The sequence below is a fragment of the Haemophilus influenzae genome (assembly GCF_003494325.1).
In the GTDB taxonomy this organism is placed as follows: domain Bacteria; phylum Pseudomonadota; class Gammaproteobacteria; order Enterobacterales; family Pasteurellaceae; genus Haemophilus; species Haemophilus influenzae_I.
Map to the genome: position 1 here is coordinate 170,560 of NZ_QQIK01000003.1, position 16,554 is coordinate 187,113.

General features: G+C 37.7%; 17 protein-coding genes. 8 read left to right on the top strand and 9 right to left on the bottom strand.

All coding sequences use genetic code 11. The features are described from left to right. Window positions 1–23 precede the first annotated feature (23 nt). The 3 genes from DV356_RS06495 to pth all read right to left on the bottom strand — a co-directional run bounded on the left by DV356_RS06495 (window position 24) and on the right by pth (window position 3,716). Window positions 24–1,919 (bottom strand): acyltransferase family protein, encoded by a 1,896-nt coding sequence (locus DV356_RS06495; RefSeq protein WP_118806698.1) that lies wholly within the window; start codon window positions 1,917–1,919, stop codon window positions 24–26. A gap of 73 nt (window positions 1,920–1,992) precedes the next feature. After that, window positions 1,993–3,084 (bottom strand): redox-regulated ATPase YchF, encoded by a 1,092-nt coding sequence (ychF, locus tag DV356_RS06500; protein WP_085012580.1) that lies wholly within the window; start codon window positions 3,082–3,084, stop codon window positions 1,993–1,995. A gap of 47 nt (window positions 3,085–3,131) precedes the next feature. Beyond that, window positions 3,132–3,716, bottom strand: a complete 585-nt coding sequence (pth, locus tag DV356_RS06505; protein ID WP_118806699.1) for an aminoacyl-tRNA hydrolase — start codon at window positions 3,714–3,716, stop codon at window positions 3,132–3,134. A 177-nt stretch (window positions 3,717–3,893) separates the two neighbouring features. Here pth and DV356_RS06510 point away from each other — a divergent pair, with 177 nt between their 5' ends. From DV356_RS06510 to cpdA, 5 genes are all read left to right on the top strand, one after another. Continuing rightward, on the top strand, window positions 3,894–4,202 hold the full coding sequence (locus tag DV356_RS06510) for an RnfH family protein (protein WP_005652202.1): 309 nt from the start codon (window positions 3,894–3,896) through the stop codon (window positions 4,200–4,202). Between the two features lie 2 nt (window positions 4,203–4,204). Continuing rightward, a complete protein-coding gene (locus tag DV356_RS06515; RefSeq protein WP_118806700.1) occupies window positions 4,205–5,419 on the top strand; it encodes a ribosomal protein uL16 3-hydroxylase in 1,215 nt (404 codons plus the stop codon). Window position 5,420: 1 nt separating this feature from the next. Continuing rightward, the gene (gene xseA, locus DV356_RS06520) at window positions 5,421–6,740 is read left to right on the top strand and encodes an exodeoxyribonuclease VII large subunit (RefSeq protein WP_118806701.1); all 1,320 of its coding nucleotides are present in this window, start codon (window positions 5,421–5,423) and stop codon (window positions 6,738–6,740) included. A 186-nt stretch (window positions 6,741–6,926) separates the two neighbouring features. Continuing rightward, a complete protein-coding gene (gene nudF, locus DV356_RS06525; protein WP_105877179.1) occupies window positions 6,927–7,559 on the top strand; it encodes an ADP-ribose diphosphatase in 633 nt (210 codons plus the stop codon). Window positions 7,560–7,568: 9 nt separating this feature from the next. Next, window positions 7,569–8,393: a 3',5'-cyclic-AMP phosphodiesterase gene (gene cpdA, locus DV356_RS06530; protein WP_050949007.1), complete on the top strand. Its 825-nt coding sequence runs from the start codon at window positions 7,569–7,571 to the stop codon at window positions 8,391–8,393. 97 nt (window positions 8,394–8,490) lie between these two features. Here cpdA and DV356_RS06535 read toward each other — a convergent pair whose 3' ends face one another. Continuing rightward, window positions 8,491–8,778 carry a YfcZ/YiiS family protein gene (locus DV356_RS06535; protein WP_042601099.1) on the bottom strand — a complete coding sequence of 96 codons (288 nt, stop codon included), beginning with the start codon at window positions 8,776–8,778 and terminating at the stop codon, window positions 8,491–8,493. A gap of 206 nt (window positions 8,779–8,984) precedes the next feature. Between DV356_RS06535 and DV356_RS06540 the strand changes: the two genes are divergently transcribed. From DV356_RS06540 to mutH, 3 genes are all read left to right on the top strand, one after another. Then, window positions 8,985–10,340: a porin gene (locus DV356_RS06540; RefSeq protein ID WP_118806702.1), complete on the top strand. Its 1,356-nt coding sequence runs from the start codon at window positions 8,985–8,987 to the stop codon at window positions 10,338–10,340. 76 nt (window positions 10,341–10,416) lie between these two features. Next, window positions 10,417–10,956, top strand: a complete 540-nt coding sequence (locus DV356_RS06545) for a methylated-DNA--[protein]-cysteine S-methyltransferase (protein WP_105892460.1) — start codon at window positions 10,417–10,419, stop codon at window positions 10,954–10,956. After that, window positions 10,953–11,624 carry a DNA mismatch repair endonuclease MutH gene (mutH, locus tag DV356_RS06550; protein ID WP_048952003.1) on the top strand — a complete coding sequence of 224 codons (672 nt, stop codon included), beginning with the start codon at window positions 10,953–10,955 and terminating at the stop codon, window positions 11,622–11,624. The genes DV356_RS06545 and mutH overlap by 4 nt, the downstream gene beginning before the upstream one ends. A gap of 7 nt (window positions 11,625–11,631) precedes the next feature. Here the strand turns inward: mutH and tilS are convergent, their stop codons facing one another. From tilS to znuC, 5 genes are all read right to left on the bottom strand, one after another. Further along, a complete protein-coding gene (gene tilS / locus DV356_RS06555; RefSeq protein ID WP_048952004.1) occupies window positions 11,632–12,924 on the bottom strand; it encodes a tRNA lysidine(34) synthetase TilS in 1,293 nt (430 codons plus the stop codon). Beyond that, entirely contained in the window at window positions 12,924–13,790 is an 867-nt protein-coding gene (gene pdxY / locus DV356_RS06560; RefSeq protein WP_005656408.1) for a pyridoxal kinase, read from the bottom strand. Before pdxY ends, tilS begins: the two co-directional genes overlap by 1 nt. Before the next feature lie 72 nt (window positions 13,791–13,862). Next, a complete protein-coding gene (gene accA, locus DV356_RS06565; RefSeq protein ID WP_032823965.1) occupies window positions 13,863–14,810 on the bottom strand; it encodes an acetyl-CoA carboxylase carboxyl transferase subunit alpha in 948 nt (315 codons plus the stop codon). 88 nt (window positions 14,811–14,898) lie between these two features. After that, window positions 14,899–15,684, bottom strand: a complete 786-nt coding sequence (gene znuB, locus DV356_RS06570; RefSeq protein ID WP_005691433.1) for a zinc ABC transporter permease subunit ZnuB — start codon at window positions 15,682–15,684, stop codon at window positions 14,899–14,901. Further along, window positions 15,684–16,490, bottom strand: coding sequence for a zinc ABC transporter ATP-binding protein ZnuC (gene znuC / locus DV356_RS06575; RefSeq protein ID WP_118806704.1), 807 nt, complete (start codon window positions 16,488–16,490; stop codon window positions 15,684–15,686). Before znuC ends, znuB begins: the two co-directional genes overlap by 1 nt. Window positions 16,491–16,554 lie beyond the last annotated feature (64 nt).

Genomic DNA, 16,554 nt, shown 5'->3' on the forward strand with positions numbered 1-16,554 from the left:
AAATAGCTCAACGCTTTTCGTTTTTACTCGTAGAGTTTTTTCACTTGTTCAGCTGTCATTACTCGCTGGTATTTACTAAATTCTTTTGCCATATAGTAAGCACCAAAATTTGTTAGGTGATCTTGATCCCCATACAAGTATTTTCCTTCTGCCATAACGCTATCTTTTGGTAAATACTGTTGAGCATCTACCCAATAAACATTAGGAATATCTTTGACTAAATCATGAATAATTTTGTTACTCGCATCAATATCGCCCATTCTACGAATTGGTTCCAAATATTTTTCAAGGCCATATTTTTCTAGTAAATATCCTCGAACAGGAGATCTACTAATAGAACTGTTATTTGCAAAGATATAAACTGATTTTGATTTAGCCAGTAATTTTACAGTTTCAACAAAGCGAGTTTTGAAGTTATCAATAAAGGAAGCCTGAGCGTTAAATCGGGGAACAGGTTGTCCTCCCATTCTTAAATCATAAAATCCAGAAATAAAAATAGCTTTATATTTAGGTGAATTAATCTCATCAAGTAACCCTTGACACTCAGGTGTTATTTTATTGTTTTTATCCACTAAAACAAAACAATCCTTCCCATCAGTTATGCTTAAAATAGTTGACTTCCATCCTTCTTGCTTACCAAGATATTTTAAAAAATAAGTAAGATGACCAGCATGAGAATCCCCTATTGTTAAAACTGTAGTTGGGAAGTTATTCTCTAAATTAACAGATAAAACATCTTGTTCAATATGTTCTTTTTCTTTTCTAATCTGTTTTCTTTCATAAGTGTTATAACCAATAATAAAAAGAGATGGAATTAGATAAAGATAGATAAATGCCTGTTTAAAGTTTAATTTGGATTTTCTTATAGGTTGCTCAATTAAATAATAACTTGTGATAGAAAAAATAATAGTTAATATAACAACAATTAAAACTGTAATGCCTTGAATCTGCTTGCTTCCAGTAATGTAATAAGCAAACGCAATAAAAATCCAATGATATAAATAAAGAGAATAAGAAATTTTTCCAATAAACACTATTGCTTTATTAGATAAACATAATTTAACGATGTTATTTTGTGATGTGGTATGAATAATTAATGCTGTAAAAATACAAGGAAGAATTAAAGTAACACCTGGAATAAATGCAATATCATTATTCATTAAAAATAAGCAGGAAAATAATAGTAATGTACTTAATATTGCAATAACATTGCTTGCTTGCTTGCTTGCTTGCTTGCTTGCTTGCTTGCTTGCTGAAAGATTATGATAAATTGCTAACAAAGATCCTACAAGTAATTCTGGAAATCTTAGGTTAGAGAGATAATAAATATTAGGCTGATGCAATACTTCTTTGTAAAAATTAGCTGGAATAAAAGAGGTGGCAAGTAAAATAAAAAACAAAATTAGCGTTATAATAAATAATACTTTAATTTCTCTAAATTTTTTATAAGCTAAAATTAGGATAAGTGGAAAAATAAGATAGTATTGTTCTTCTACGGCTAATGACCAAATATGTAACACAGGATTTTCATTTGCGCTTAAATCAAAATAACCTTGTGTTAAACCTAAATAGAAATTAGATAAGAACGCAATGGCTAATTCAATGGTTTTTCTTAATTTATTAAAATCATTATAAATGAAAATAGCAGACGCAATGAAAGACACTAATGCCATCGCTGTAATAAAAGCAGGATAAATTCGTTTAATACGTCGAGTATAAAATTGTTTAAACGAAAAAGAATTCTGTTGAATTTCTGTGATAATAATACCCGTAATCAGAAAGCCAGAAATAACAAAGAAAATATCCACCCCAAGAAAACCACCAGATAACCAGTTTTCATTAAGATGATAAATAATGACTGAAATAACAGCAATTGCACGTAGTCCATCAATTTCTGGACGATATTTAATAGATGACATAATATTCCTTTTATAAAATATCAACCGCACCTTGATTTATGCGTCAAAAGTGCGGTTATTTTTTTATATATTTTTATACATTGAATCGGAAGTGCATTACATCGCCATCTTGTACGATGTAATCTTTGCCTTCTAAACGCCATTTACCTGCTTCTTTTGCACCGTTTTCACCGCTGAATTGGATAAAGTCTTCATAAGCAATAACTTCTGCTCGGATAAAGCCTTTTTCAAAGTCGGTGTGGATTACTGCGGCTGCTTTTGGTGCGGTTGCGCCAACTGAAACTGTCCAAGCTCGTACTTCTTTTACGCCAGCAGTGAAATAAGTTTGAAGATTTAAAAGCGCATATCCTGCACGAATTACACGGTTCAATCCCGGTTCTTCAATGCCTAAATCTTGTAAAAACTCGACTTTTTCTTCATCATCAAGTTCTGCAATTTCAGATTCAATCGCTGCACATACTGGAACAACAACCGCTCCTTCTTTAGCGGCAATTTCACGAACGAGATCTAAATATGGATTATTTTCAAAGCCATCTTCATTTACGTTTGCGATATACATTGTTGGTTTTAACGTTAAGAAGTTGTAACTCTTGATTGCTTGCAATTCTTCTTTATCTAACCCAACAGAACGAATCATTCCTGCATTTTCCAGCACAGGAAGGATTTTTTCCATTACGGAAAGTTCAAATTTAGCTTCTTTATCGCCACCTTTTGCACGTTTTTGTAAACGTTGGATTGCTCGTTCACAACTGTCTAAGTCTGCTAAGGCTAATTCAGTGTTGATAGTGTCAATATCATCAAGTGGGTCAATTTTCCCTGCAACGTGTACAATGTCATCGTTTTCAAAACAACGCACTACGTGACCAATTGCATCGGTTTCACGAATATTTGCTAAGAATTTATTACCCAAGCCCTCGCCTTTGCTAGCACCTGCAACTAAGCCTGCAATGTCCACAAATTCCATCGTGGTAGGTAATACGCGTTCAGGTTTAACGATTTCTGCCAATGCATCTAAACGCGGATCTGGCATTGGCACGACACCCGTATTTGGCTCGATAGTACAGAATGGATAGTTTGCGGCTTCAATACCTGCTTTAGTGAGTGCGTTAAAAAGAGTAGATTTGCCAACATTTGGCAATCCCACAATACCACATTTGAATCCCATAATTTTTCCTTATTTTGAGTAAAACGGTTGTAAAACTAACCGCACTTTTAAATTTTGAAACTGTTTAAACGATTGGTCGCTTTGACCATTCCATCTTTGAAAATCATTTCTACACAATCAGTCGCTTCATCTAGCACTTTTTCAAGTGCATCGCGATCTGACGGTAATGGTTTATTTAAGACGTAACCTGCCACTAAATCACGATGACCCGGATGACCAATGCCAATGCGTAAACGGTAGAAATTATTGTTATTGCCTAGTTGAGCCACAATATCTTTTAAGCCGTTGTGCCCACCGTGCCCGCCACCTTGTTTGAGTTTCGCTGTGCCAGGTGGTAAATCTAATTCATCATGAACCACTAAAATTTCTTCAGGTTTAATACGGTAAAAACTTGCCAATGCCCCAACTGCTTTACCGCTTAAATTCATAAAAGTTGTTGGCACTAAAAGGCGAACTTCTTTTCCATTCACTAAAGTGCGGGCAGTTTTTCCGAAGAATTTACTTTCCAGATTTAGTGAAACGTTAAAACAACGTGCCAAGCGTTCAACAAGCCATTCGCCAGCATTGTGGCGTGTATCGGTATATTTATCGCCAGGATTGCCTAAACCAACAATGAGTTTTATTTCTGACATTTTTATTTGATGATGTAAAAAATGGTGGCGTATTGTAGCGAAAAAGCCTTAAATTCTCAATCTATAACGCTAAAACAAGCGGCTATAATTGAGGGAATTTATTGCGCGTGATTTATCATTAAAAGTCACCGCACTTTTCCGTTATAATGGTTAAAATTTTTTAATGAAGAAGTAAAAATGAATCAGATTAACATTGAAATCGCTTATGCTTTTCCCGAACGTTATTATTTGAAATCTTTTCAAGTTGATGAAGGAATCACCGTGCAAACGGCGATTACGCAATCAGGGATTTTAAGCCAATTTCCAGAGATTGATTTAAGCACAAATAAAATTGGGATTTTCAGTCGTCCAATAAAATTGACTGATGTATTAAAAGAGGGCGATCGTATTGAAATTTATCGCCCATTACTTGCTGATCCGAAAGAAATTCGCCGTAAACGTGCAGCAGAACAAGCTGCCGCTAAAAATAAAGAAAAAGGAGCTTAAAAATGACCGCACTTTCATCTGTTGATTTTTGTTTACCTGAACATATCACGCCAGAAATTTTTCTACGTGATTATTGGCAGAAAAAGCCACTTGTAATTCGTAACGGTTTGCCTGAAATTGTTGGGCAGTTTGAGCCACAAGATATTATTGAACTTGCACAAAATGAAGATGTTACCGCTCGTTTAGTGAAGACATTTTCTGATGATGATTGGAAAGTTTTTTTTAGCCCTTTAAGCGAAAAGGATTTCCAAAAGTTACCAGAAAAATGGTCGGTGTTAGTTCAAAATTTAGAGCAATGGTCGCCTGAATTAGGACAACTTTGGAACAAATTTGGCTTTATTCCTCAATGGCAACGTGACGATATTATGGTGTCTTACGCGCCGAAAGGTGGCTCTGTTGGTAAGCATTATGATGAATATGATGTATTTTTAGTGCAAGGATATGGTCATCGTCGTTGGCAAGTGGGTAAATGGTGCGATTCAAGCACTGAATTTAAACCAAATCAATCGATCCGAATTTTTGATGATATGGGCGAATTAGTCATTGATGAAGTAATGAATCCAGGGGATATTTTGTATATTCCAGCCCGTATGGCACATTATGGCGTGGCTGAAGATGATTGTTTAACCTTTTCTTTTGGCTTGCGTTATCCAAATTTAAGTAATTTGATTGATAGCGTAAGCAAAGGTTTCTGTCATCAAGATCCAGATTTGAATTTAAGCGAATTTGATTTACCGCTACGTTTAAGCCAGTCTGTACAAGCTACAGGTAAACTTGCAGATGAAAATATTCAAGCAATGAAACAGCTTTTATTAGATAAATTGGCTAATTCTGAAGCTTTTGATACGTTATTTAAACAAGCTGTAGCAAGTGCGGTGAGTTCTCGCCGTTATGAGTTATTAGTTTCGGATGAAATGTGCGATCCAGATGAAGTGCGGTCAATTTTAGAAGAAGATGGCGCATTCCTTTCTCAAGACAACAATTGTAAATTGCTTTACACCGAAAATCCGTTGCGAATTTATGCGAACGGCGAATGGTTAGATGAGCTTAATGTGATTGAGAGCGAAGTATTAAAACGCTTATCTGACGGCGAAAGTTTAGATTGGGCATTTTTATCAAGTTTAGTGAATAAAACCGAAGATCCTAAAACCTCAATGGATTTGCTGTTAGATTCAATTTGTAACTGGGTTGATGATGGTTGGGTGTTAATTGAATAATATGTCAGACAATATTTATTCTGTCTCTCAACTGAATTCTGCCGCACGTCAGATGTTGGAGGGGCATTTTTCCCAAATTTGGCTAACGGGGGAAATTTCCAATTTTACCCAACCTGTGTCTGGGCATTGGTATTTAACGCTGAAAGATAAAAATGCACAGGTGCGTTGTGCGATGTTTCGTATGAAGAATTTGCGTGTTGCTTTTCGTCCACAAAATGGAATGCAAGTGCTTGTGCGTGCCAATGTGAGTTTATATGAGCCTCGCGGCGATTATCAACTTATTATTGATTCTATGCACCCAGCTGGCGAGGGCTTGTTGCAACAGCAATTTGAAGCGTTAAAAATGAAGTTGGCTACGGAGGGATTGTTTGCTCAAAATCTCAAGAAAAATCTACCGCACTTTAGTAAGGCGGTAGGGATTATTACTTCTTCTACAGGTGCGGCATTGCAAGATATTTTGCATATTTTGGCACGCCGTGATCCAAGTTTAAAAGTTGTTATTTATCCCACTGCGGTTCAAGGCAAAGAGGCGACAGCAGAAATTGTGCAAATGATTGAACTTGCTAATGTGCGACAAGAAGTGGATGTATTAATTGTGGGGCGTGGTGGTGGTTCATTAGAAGATCTTTGGTGTTTTAATGAAGAAGAAGTAGCGCGAGCGATTTTTCGTTCAACCTTACCCATTATCAGTGCTGTGGGACACGAAACAGATGTGACGATTGCCGATTTTGTGGCAGATCTTCGTGCACCGACCCCTTCCGCTGCGGCTGAGTTAGTTAGTCGTAATCAAGATGAATTATTGCAACAACTTCGCCATCAACAGCAACGTTTAGATATGGCATTTGATCGTTTATTTACGCGAAAAAGCCAGCGTTTGAAACAGCTAACCTTAAGATTACACAATCAACATCCGCAGAATCAGTTACGCGCTCAACAAGCGAAAAATGAACAGCTTACGCATCGCTTGCAACTTGCAATGTTGCGTCAGTTTGAAAATACACAACAAAAATTTACCGCACTTTCTTCTCGTTTGAAGCAAAATCCATTGCCATATCGAGTGCAACGTCATCAACAACGCTTAGAACAACTTCAAGTGCGGTTAAATTTTTGCGTAAATCGCCAAGTGACGGAGCGTCAAAATAAACTGGCAACGTTATGCGGAAAACTGGACGGTTTAAGCCCGTTGAAAGTTTTGGCAAGAGGTTATTCCATTGCGGAAAACCCACAAGGTAAAGCCATTGTTAGTGTAAAAGATGTCAATCAAGGGGACTTAATTACAACTCAAGTGGCTGATGGAAAAATTGTGAGTAAGGTTTTGTAAGATACTTATTTTGTAAAAACGGAGTAAAACATTATCTTACGAAAAAAGAATACCGTGATTATTGATAAATTATCACGGTATTTTATTTTGTGACTCACTTCAAACTTTCAACAAAAAGTGGAAACCTTCTATTTTTTTTGTAGTCTTTTAAGCGTATGATTTTGCGTTCAGTTTTGGAGAAAACAGATGTCAGAAATTCAACATTTTAGCCAACAAGATATAGAAATATTGGGCGAACAAACTTTGTATGAAGGTTTTTTCACGCTTAAACAAATCCAATTTAAACATAAACTTTTTGCTGGAGGGCAAAGTGGCGTCGTAACCCGAGAATTACTGATTAAAGGTGCCGCCTCAGCAGTTATCGCTTATGATCCAAAAGAAGATTCTGTGATTTTAGTCGAACAAGTTCGTATTGGCGCGGCTTATCATCCAGAATCTAATCGTTCGCCTTGGTTACTCGAATTAATTGCGGGTATGGTGGAAAAAGGCGAAAAGCCAGAAGACGTTGCTTTGCGTGAGAGTCAAGAAGAAGCGGGAATTCAAGTCAAAAATTTAACGCATTGTTTAAGTGTGTGGGATAGCCCAGGTGGCATAGTGGAGCGAATTCATTTATTTGCAGGCGAAGTGGATAGCTCACAAGCAAAAGGTATTCACGGTTTGGCTGAAGAAAATGAAGATATTCGAGTACAGGTAGTAAAACGTGAACAGGCGTATCAATGGATGTGCGAGGGGAAAATTGATAATGGCATTGCAGTGATTGGATTGCAGTGGCTTCAATTAAATTATGCTCAGTTACAACAAAGTTGGAAATGTAGTTAGGGGGCATTAATGAAAAATACGTTTGTTTATCAGGCGGAAAAGCCTGTTATTAAATTATTACAAATTACGGATCCCCATTTATTTAAAGATGAAAGTGCGGAATTATTGGGGGTCAATACACAAGCAAGTTTTGCTCAAGTATTAAAGGAAATTCAGCAAGAAAATAACCAATTTGATGTGATTCTTGCTACAGGCGATCTGGTGCAGGATAGTAGTGATGAAGGTTACACTCGTTTTGTAGAAATGATGAAGCCTTTTAATAAACCCGTATTTTGGATTCCAGGAAATCACGATTTTCAGCCTAAAATGGCAGAATTTTTAAATCAGCCTCCAATGAACGCGGCAAAACATCTTCTATTGGGCAAGCATTGGCAAGCTGTATTGTTGGATAGCCAAGTTTACGGTGTACCACACGGACAACTAAGCCAGCATCAACTCGATTTATTAAAAGAAACCTTAGAAAAAAATCCTGAACGTTATACGTTGGTTGTATTACACCATCATTTATTACCAACTAATTCCGCATGGCTTGATCAACATAATCTTCGTAATTCTCACGAATTGGCAGAAGTGCTTGTGCCTTTTACTAATGTGAAAGCTATTTTGTATGGGCATATTCATCAAGAAGTAAACAGTGAATGGAATGGTTATCAAGTGATGGCAACACCAGCAACTTGTATTCAATTTAAACCTGATTGCCAGTATTTTTCTCTTGATACCTTACAGCCTGGTTGGCGTGAAATTGAGCTACATTCAGATGGTTCAATTCGTACCCAAGTGAAACGTATTCAGCAAGCGGAATTTTTGCCGAATATGCAAGAAGAGGGATATTAAATTTTGTGGAGGTTTTAGAAATCACTTTCATAATAAGCATTTTTAAAACGTCCACTATTCTAACCCAACAAAAGTGCGGTCGAGTTTCTCATTGTTTTTAACGATTCGCCAGTTCAAAAATCATCGCTTCTGCTTGGCAACTAAAAGTGAAAGAAGCATTTAATTGAACGCCGTTTTCAACTGCCACGATTTCGCTTTTAATTTCGCAAGGATCACTTTCTGTATTGCGCGCTTTCTTTGTTAATCGTTCAAGCGCTGCATTGGCATCAGCTTCTGTGTTATAAACTTGATGTACTTCTACGCTACAGTCAGAGCCATCAATAATTGTGCCTACATCAACACAGCTACAAGTTAAGGATTCTTCTGCTTTGCATTTTACGGTCATTTTCTTTTCCTTATATGAATATTTTGGTGCATTTTATCATTTTTCTTGTTCCCCATAAATGACAAAAATTGAACAAAACAATCCATTAAATGCAAAAAGCTCCTGCTAACTAGTCGTAGCTCTAATAAAAATAAGGAATAGAGTTGCACTCAATAGATTCGGGCTTTATAATTGCCCAGATTTTTATTTATAACAAAGGGTTCCAAATGAAAAAATTTAATCAATCTCTATTAGCAACTGCAATGTTGTTGGCTGCAGGTGGTGCAAATGCGGCAGCGTTTCAATTGGCGGAAGTTTCTACTTCTGGGCTTGGTCGTGCCTATGCAGGTGAAGCGGCGATTGCAGATAATGCTTCTGTCGTGGCAACTAACCCAGCTTTGATGAGTTTATTTAAAACGGCACAGTTTTCCACAGGTGGCGTTTATATTGATTCTAGAATTAATATGAATGGTGATGTAAATGCTTTGCTAAAAAGTGGTTCAATGAACTTAACAAAGTACGGCTCAGCTTCAGCGCGTAATGTTGTTCCTGGTGCTTTTGTGCCAAATCTTTATTTCGTTGCGCCAATGAATGATAAATTCGCGCTGGGCGCAGGAATGAATGTCAATTTCGGTCTAAAAAGTGAATATGACGATAGTTATGATGCTGGTGTATTTGGTGGAAAAACTGACTTGAGTGCTATCAACTTAAATTTAAGTGGTGCTTATCGAGTAACAGAAGGCTTGAGCCTAGGTTTAGGGGTAAATGCGGTTTATGCTAAAGCCCAAGTTGAACGGAATGCTGGTATTATTGCGGATAGTATTCAGGATACCCAAATAAAAAAAGCACTCACAACAGTAGATCCACAAACAAAAATTCCTAACTATTTGACCTCTAAAGACAAATCTGTTGTGTCATTACAAGATAGAGCCGCTTGGGGCTTTGGCTGGAATGCAGGTGTAATGTATCAATTTAATGAAGCTAACAGAATTGGTTTAGCCTATCATTCTAAAGTGGACATTGATTTTACTGACCGCACTGCCGCTAGTTTAGGAAAAAAGGATATCGTGGCGGGGAAAACAGGTAATTTAACCTTTACATTGCCAGATTACTTAGAACTTTCTGGTTTCCATCAATTAACTGACAAACTTGCTGTGCATTATAGTTATAAATATACCCATTGGAGTCGTTTAACAAAATTACATGCTAGCTATGAAAATGGTGAAAAAGCTTTTGATAAAGAATTACAATACAGTAATAACTCTCGTGTTGCATTAGGGGCAAGTTATAATCTTTATGAAAAATTGACCTTACGTGCGGGTATTGCTTACGATCAAGCTGCATCTCGTCATCAGCGTAGTGCTGCAATTCCAGATACCGATCGCACTTGGTATAGTTTAGGGGCAACCTATAAATTCACGCCGAATTTATCTGTTGATCTTGGCTATGCTTACTTAAAAGGCAAAAAAGTTCACTTTAAAGAAGCACAAGAAGCTGCAAATGGCCAAATAATAACAACCGCAAATTACACTTCTCAAGCACATGCAAATCTTTACGGTTTGAATTTAAATTATAGTTTCTAATCCGTTAAAAAATTTAGCATAATAAAGCACACTTCCACACCAAGTGTGCTTTTCTTTTTATAAAACAAGGCGAAAAATGACCGCACTTTATTACACTTATTATCCTTCACCCGTCGGGCGGCTTTTGATTTTATCTGACGGCGAAAGCATTACACATATTGATTTTGAAAAAGAGCAATATGCGCCTAATCCAAAATGGCACAAGCAAGATGAATTGCCTGTTTTTCAAAAAGTGCGGTTAGCTTTTGAACGATATTTTAATGGGGAAATTGAGCGGTTTGCAGACATTCCCTTAAAACCAGAAGGCACCGCGTTTCAACAAGCCATTTGGCAAGCCTTGCGAGAAATTGCTTATGGCGAGCTTTCAACTTATGGCGAGCTGGCGTTACGGATTAATAATCCTAAAGCTGTTCGTGCCGTGGGCGGTGCGGTAGGCAGTAATCCCATTAGTATTATTATTCCTTGTCATCGCATTTTAGGTAAAGATCGTACTTTAACTGGTTTTGGCGGTGGCTTAGAGGCAAAACGTTTTTTATTGCAGTTAGAGAAAATTCCTTATATTGATAAAGGCACTGAAAACACGAAGCCACGCTTTTTTAAGAAATATCACGAATGATTCCACAAACCCTTGAACAATTGCTTTCCCAAGCACAATCTATCGCTGGCTTAACTTTTGGAGAGTTAGCGGATGAACTGCATATTCCTGTCCCACCTGATTTAAAACGTGATAAAGGCTGGGTGGGAATGTTATTAGAGCACGCTTTAGGTGCAACGGCAGGGAGTAAAGCCGAACAGGATTTTTCCCATTTAGGTGTTGAACTTAAAACATTGCCGATTAATGCGGAGGGTTATCCGCTTGAAACCACTTTTGTGAGCCTTGCTCCATTGGTACAAAATTCTGGGGTTAAATGGGAAAATTCTCACGTTCGTCATAAACTTTCTTGTGTACTTTGGATGCCTATTGAAGGCAGTCGCCATATTCCATTGCGTGAACGCCATATCGGTGCGCCAATTTTATGGAAACCAACCGCTAAGCAAGAACGTCAATTAAAACAAGATTGGGAAGAATTGATGGATTTAATTGTACTTGGCAAATTGGATCAAATTACCGCTCGAATCGGGGAAGTTATGCAACTTCGCCCGAAGGGGGCAAACAGCAAAGCCATTACAAAAGGCATAGGAAAAAATGGCGAAATTATAGAAACCTTGCCTTTAGGTTTTTATCTAAGAAAAGAATTCACCGCTCAAATTCTGAACGCATTTTTAGAAACAAAGTCGCTTTAACTTGATTTTAAAACACGTCAAAAACACGGAAAAAACCGACCGCACTTTTTAGCTTGTTGCCGTAAAAAATTAAAGGGATTCTATTTCGTTCCCAAGGTGGTACGCTTAATTCTTGCCAGATTTTTTTTATATCTTCTCTTGGGCGTTTCGGATGATGTTTCACTTTGCCCGAATAGCCAAAACGAATAGAAATAGGCAAGTTCGTTTTTTCCAGCGTAACAGAGTAATCCTGCCAGTAGAAAATCAGATTATGTTCATTTTCTTGAATTGTGAGATTGCCTAAATCATCAGGTAAATTTAGCGTATTTTGTTCTAATTTTAGGCAGTATTTGGTTAGATCAGAAAACGGCTTAGTTAAATATAAACTATCTTGATAACGTCGAATGACTTTATTTACAAGCTGAAATTGAGGATTTGCCTCTTCTTTTGCAAAAATGACATCATTAATAAGCTGTGTAAGCTGACGTTTACTTGGCATTTCAAGTTGGTTTTCGGCAAGCCACATACGCAAAAGTGCGGTCTGTTTTGCGAGAGAATATTTGCGGAACTGGCACAGTTTAAATTGGTTTTTTATTTGACAATGTTCTGTAAAAATTTCGCTCAATAAATCATTAATTAGCTGTTGTTGCTCAAAACAATGTTGTGCGGAACGTTGCACGGCTAAATCAAAATAAGCCCAGCGTTCACGTAATTTTGGCAAAATTTCATTGCGTAAGAAATTACGATCGTATCGATTATCCTCATTACTTTCATCTGTAATCCAGTTGAGTTTTTCTTTTTGTGCGTAATTTTCTAACTGGGTGCGAGTAAAACCTAACAAAGGGCGTAAAATTGGCATGCCGAACAATACACTTTGTTGTTGCATTGCGCCTAAGCCTTGTAGCCCACTGCCACGTTTTAGGGCTAAGAAAAAGGTTTCAGTTTGATCGTTTAGATGATGCGCTGTGACCAGCATTTCTTGTGTTTGAAGATGTTTTTTTATGGCTTGATAGCGTGCTTCACGTGCACCAGCCTCAATGCCATTGGTTTTATCTACTTGTACTCGCTCGATAATCAATGGAATTTGCAATTGATCGCACAAGTCTTGGCAGTGTTTAGCCCAACAATCTGCGTTTTGGCTTAATCCGTGATGAATGTGGATTGCTCGTATAGATAAAGGCGGTAAGTGCGGTTGTTTTTGACGAAGTTTTGCAAATAAAGAAAGAAGTACAGTGGAATCCAAACCACCACTCAAGGCAATAAGAAATGCTTGAGCGGTGGTTTGTTTGAGTTGTTTTTCAATGTCTGAAAGTAAATCCATTAGGCAACTTTTTCAGCTTTATAATGGCTGCTTGGATTGAGGATTTCAAAACGTGCAGCAATGGTTTGTAATTCGTAAGAACCTAGTTCAAAGGTGGTTTTCATTACGCCTGCTACTTCATTATTCATGGCTTCAAAGGCTTCTACGTCAGATTTTCCATTGAGTAAATTTGCTAAGAATGTCCCTGCGATTAAATCGCCCACGCCCACTGGTTCAAAATTGAATTGATAAAGTGGACGGCTTAAATGCCAAACACCTTCAGGGGTTGCCATAATAATTTCAAATGTATCAGGATCATTGATTTTACCCGCACTGCCTAAATGTTTAACGAGAACTTTCTTCACGCCTTTTGCAATCAACGCATTCACTGCTTTTAACACATCATCAAAGGTATTAATTGGGAATTCTGTGAGCTGACGCAATTCATGCAAGTTTGGCGTCATAATGTCTGCCACTGGAATCGCTTTTTCAATAAGAGCCTCGCAAACACCATTGGCAACCACGCAGCTTTTTTTCGGATGTGGCATTACAGGGTCGCATAAATAAAGCGCATTTGGGTTACGCAGTTTGATTTGCTCTAAAGCAAAAAGAATTTGATCGACTTGTTCCGCAGAACCTAAGTAACCAGATAACAAGGCATCACATTCCTGTAGTTTTTCAATGTTATCGAGCCCAGTTACAATTTCTCGGATTTGTTCTTGTGGAATGACCATGCCTGTCCATTTTCCATATTGAGTATGATTAGAAAATTGAACGGTATTTAATGCCCATACATCTACGCCTAATAACTGCATTGGAAAAGTCGCAGATTTGTTACCTGCAAAACCATAGACCACGTGGGATTGGATTGAAAGTACGTTTTTCATTGTGTTTTCTCCTTTGTTGTATATTTAGATCAAAAAAGAGCGGCAAAAATCACCGCTCTTTTAGAATGTTAGTTAGCAATAACCGTAAGACATTAAACGTTCATAGCGTCTATTTAATAATTCTTCTTTGCTTAGTCCGTCAAGCTCTGCTAAATCTTCTTTTAAACGAAGTTTTAAGTTTTCAGCTATTTCTAGATAATTACGATGCGCACCACCTAAAGGTTCTTGCACAATGCTATCGATGAGATTTAATTCTTTTAAACGGCTTGCGGTTAATCCCATTACTTCTGCTGCTGTTGATGCCTTTTCCGCACTTTTCCAAAGAATGGAAGCGCAGCCTTCTGGCGAGATCACAGAATAAGTGGAATACTGTAACATATTCACTTTATCGCCCACGCCAATAGCTAACGCACCGCCCGAACCGCCTTCGCCAATAACAGTACAAATAACAGGAACGGTAAGTTGTGCCATTTCGCGTAAGTTACGGGCGATAGCTTCCGCTTGACCACGTTCTTCAGCACCGATACCAGGATAAGCCCCTGGTGTGTCAATAAATGTGATAATTGGCAATTTAAAACGTTCAGCCATTTCCATTAAACGTAACGCTTTACGATAGCCTTCAGGTGCTGGCATACCAAAATTACGTTGTACTTTTTCTTTTACAGAACGACCTTTTTGATGACCGATAACCATCACTGGACGACCATCTAAACGCGCCAAGCCACCAACAATCGCTTTATCATCAGCAAAAGCGCGATCCCCTGCAAGTTCTTCAAATTCCGTAAAAATATGTTCGATATAATCTAATGTATAAGGGCGGTTTGGATGACGCGCCATACGTGAAACTTGCCAAGCATCGAGGTTGGCAAAGGTTTTTTTAGTGAGTTCGTTACTTTTCTTTTGTAAGCGTTTGATTTCATCAGTTAAATCAACTTTATCATCTGATGCTGCTCGTAATGCTTCAATTTTTGCTTCTAATTCGGCAATCGGCAATTCAAAATCTAAATATTCTTGGTTCATTTTGTTATCCTAAAAAGACCGTAAAAATCGACCGCACTTTATCAAGAATTAAACTGTGGCGCAAATGGTTTTCACTGGTTGGGCAAGCTTATAATCGCTCTTTTTTGAAGAGTGATAAGACAAATAAAAACGCGGAACAAATCACAACGGAAGGCCCAGCAGCAGTATCATAAAAGGCTGATAATATTAATCCACCTATAATCGATAACATACTCATAATAATCGCCCAGCCCACCATAGATTCTGGCGTTCTCGCAAAGCGACGAGCGGTTGCCGCAGGGATTATTAATAAGGATGTGATAATTAATGCCCCGACAAATTTCATACTCAAGGCAATAGTCAATGCGGTTAATATCATTAAAATAAAACGCATTTTTTTGATATTAATACCTTCAACTTGCGCGAGTTCTGGCGATACGGTGGTGGAAAGTAAGGATTGCCAAAAGTAAATTAATGTTGAAAGCACAATTATCACGCCAATCCCGATATAAATTAAATCCGTATAATTAATTGCGAGTAAATCCCCAAATAAATAATTCATTAAATCTACCCGTACATTCCGTAATAATCCTACGGTTACAACCCCGAGAGATAAACAGCTATGGGCGATAATGCCGAGCAAGGTATCAATAGAAAATTGCGTATTGCTTTCTAACCACACCATTGCGATAGCAAGAATTAAGGTAAGCACCACAATCGCAATGTAAGGATTGACTTGTAAAAAAATACCTAATGCTACACCGAGCAAGGCAGAATGAGAAAGGGTGTCGCCAAAATAAGCCATTTTCCGCCACACCACAAATACGCCAAGTGGCGCGGTAATAAGCGAAAGCACAATGCCTGTTAAAAGGGCAGGAAATAAAATTTCAAACATTATTTATCCTTATTTTGACAATGCACTGCTGATGAATTACAACCGCACACATCGCCGTGCAAGGTGTGATGATGATTGTGATGATGGGTATAAAAGCCGACATTTTGTGCGATCTGATTTCCCCATAAACGCATAAATGTTGGATCATTTGAGAGAACATCAGGCGTACCTGCACAGCAAATATGTTGGTTAATACACAATACTTCTTTACTATCCGCCATCACAATGTGTAAATCGTGTGATACCATCAATACGGCACAATTTAATTTTTGTTGGGTTTGATGAATTAGCTGATAAAGCTCTGCCTGCCCAGTAATATCTACGCCTTGAGTGGGTTCGTCTAGCACAAGTAAATTTGGTTTATTCAAAATTGCACGCGCCAATAATACGCGTTGCATTTCGCCTCCAGACAGTTTTTGCATATTATTTTTGCGTAAATGTGAAATCGAAAGTTGCTCAAGTGCGGTGGATATTTCTTGGGTTTTAATGCCTTTTTTTAGCGAAAGAAATCGCTCAACCGTAATAGGCAAACTATGATCCAAATGGATTTTTTGTGGTACATAACCAATGCGAACATTTTTACTATAAATGACTTCGCCAGAAGTGGGTATTTGTAGTTTTAATAAGGTTTTTAACAACGTAGATTTGCCACCACCATTTGGCCCCACAATGGTAATAATAGAATTGGGATAGATATTTAAATTAATATCTTGCAGAGCGGTTTTTTGTGCGAAAACCACATTGATATTTTTTAATTGAATGAGCGGTTGTGGATTTTGCTCGTTGCGAATGGCTGTGATATTCATAAAATCGCCGTGTTTTCAACAATGGTTGGGGAAAATAACGCATTTTTATAGAATTCTCAAGATT

Excerpts from the sequence above, each read along its gene's own strand:
- DV356_RS06495 (WP_118806698.1), bottom strand. The coding sequence starts at position 1,919 with ATGTCATCTATTAAATATCGTCCAGAAATTGATGGACTACGTGCAATT.
- ychF (WP_085012580.1), bottom strand. The coding sequence starts at position 3,084 with ATGGGATTCAAATGTGGTATTGTGGGATTGCCAAATGTTGGCAAATCT.
- pth (WP_118806699.1), bottom strand. The coding sequence starts at position 3,716 with ATGTCAGAAATAAAACTCATTGTTGGTTTAGGCAATCCTGGCGATAAA.
- DV356_RS06510 (WP_005652202.1), top strand. The coding sequence starts at position 3,894 with ATGAATCAGATTAACATTGAAATCGCTTATGCTTTTCCCGAACGTTAT.
- DV356_RS06515 (WP_118806700.1), top strand. The coding sequence starts at position 4,205 with ATGACCGCACTTTCATCTGTTGATTTTTGTTTACCTGAACATATCACG.
- xseA (WP_118806701.1), top strand. The coding sequence starts at position 5,421 with ATGTCAGACAATATTTATTCTGTCTCTCAACTGAATTCTGCCGCACGT.
- nudF (WP_105877179.1), top strand. The coding sequence starts at position 6,927 with ATGTCAGAAATTCAACATTTTAGCCAACAAGATATAGAAATATTGGGC.
- cpdA (WP_050949007.1), top strand. The coding sequence starts at position 7,569 with ATGAAAAATACGTTTGTTTATCAGGCGGAAAAGCCTGTTATTAAATTA.
- DV356_RS06535 (WP_042601099.1), bottom strand. The coding sequence starts at position 8,778 with ATGACCGTAAAATGCAAAGCAGAAGAATCCTTAACTTGTAGCTGTGTT.
- DV356_RS06540 (WP_118806702.1), top strand. The coding sequence starts at position 8,985 with ATGAAAAAATTTAATCAATCTCTATTAGCAACTGCAATGTTGTTGGCT.
- DV356_RS06545 (WP_105892460.1), top strand. The coding sequence starts at position 10,417 with ATGACCGCACTTTATTACACTTATTATCCTTCACCCGTCGGGCGGCTT.
- mutH (WP_048952003.1), top strand. The coding sequence starts at position 10,953 with ATGATTCCACAAACCCTTGAACAATTGCTTTCCCAAGCACAATCTATC.
- tilS (WP_048952004.1), bottom strand. The coding sequence starts at position 12,924 with ATGGATTTACTTTCAGACATTGAAAAACAACTCAAACAAACCACCGCT.
- pdxY (WP_005656408.1), bottom strand. The coding sequence starts at position 13,790 with ATGAAAAACGTACTTTCAATCCAATCCCACGTGGTCTATGGTTTTGCA.
- accA (WP_032823965.1), bottom strand. The coding sequence starts at position 14,810 with ATGAACCAAGAATATTTAGATTTTGAATTGCCGATTGCCGAATTAGAA.
- znuB (WP_005691433.1), bottom strand. The coding sequence starts at position 15,684 with ATGTTTGAAATTTTATTTCCTGCCCTTTTAACAGGCATTGTGCTTTCG.
- znuC (WP_118806704.1), bottom strand. The coding sequence starts at position 16,490 with ATGAATATCACAGCCATTCGCAACGAGCAAAATCCACAACCGCTCATT.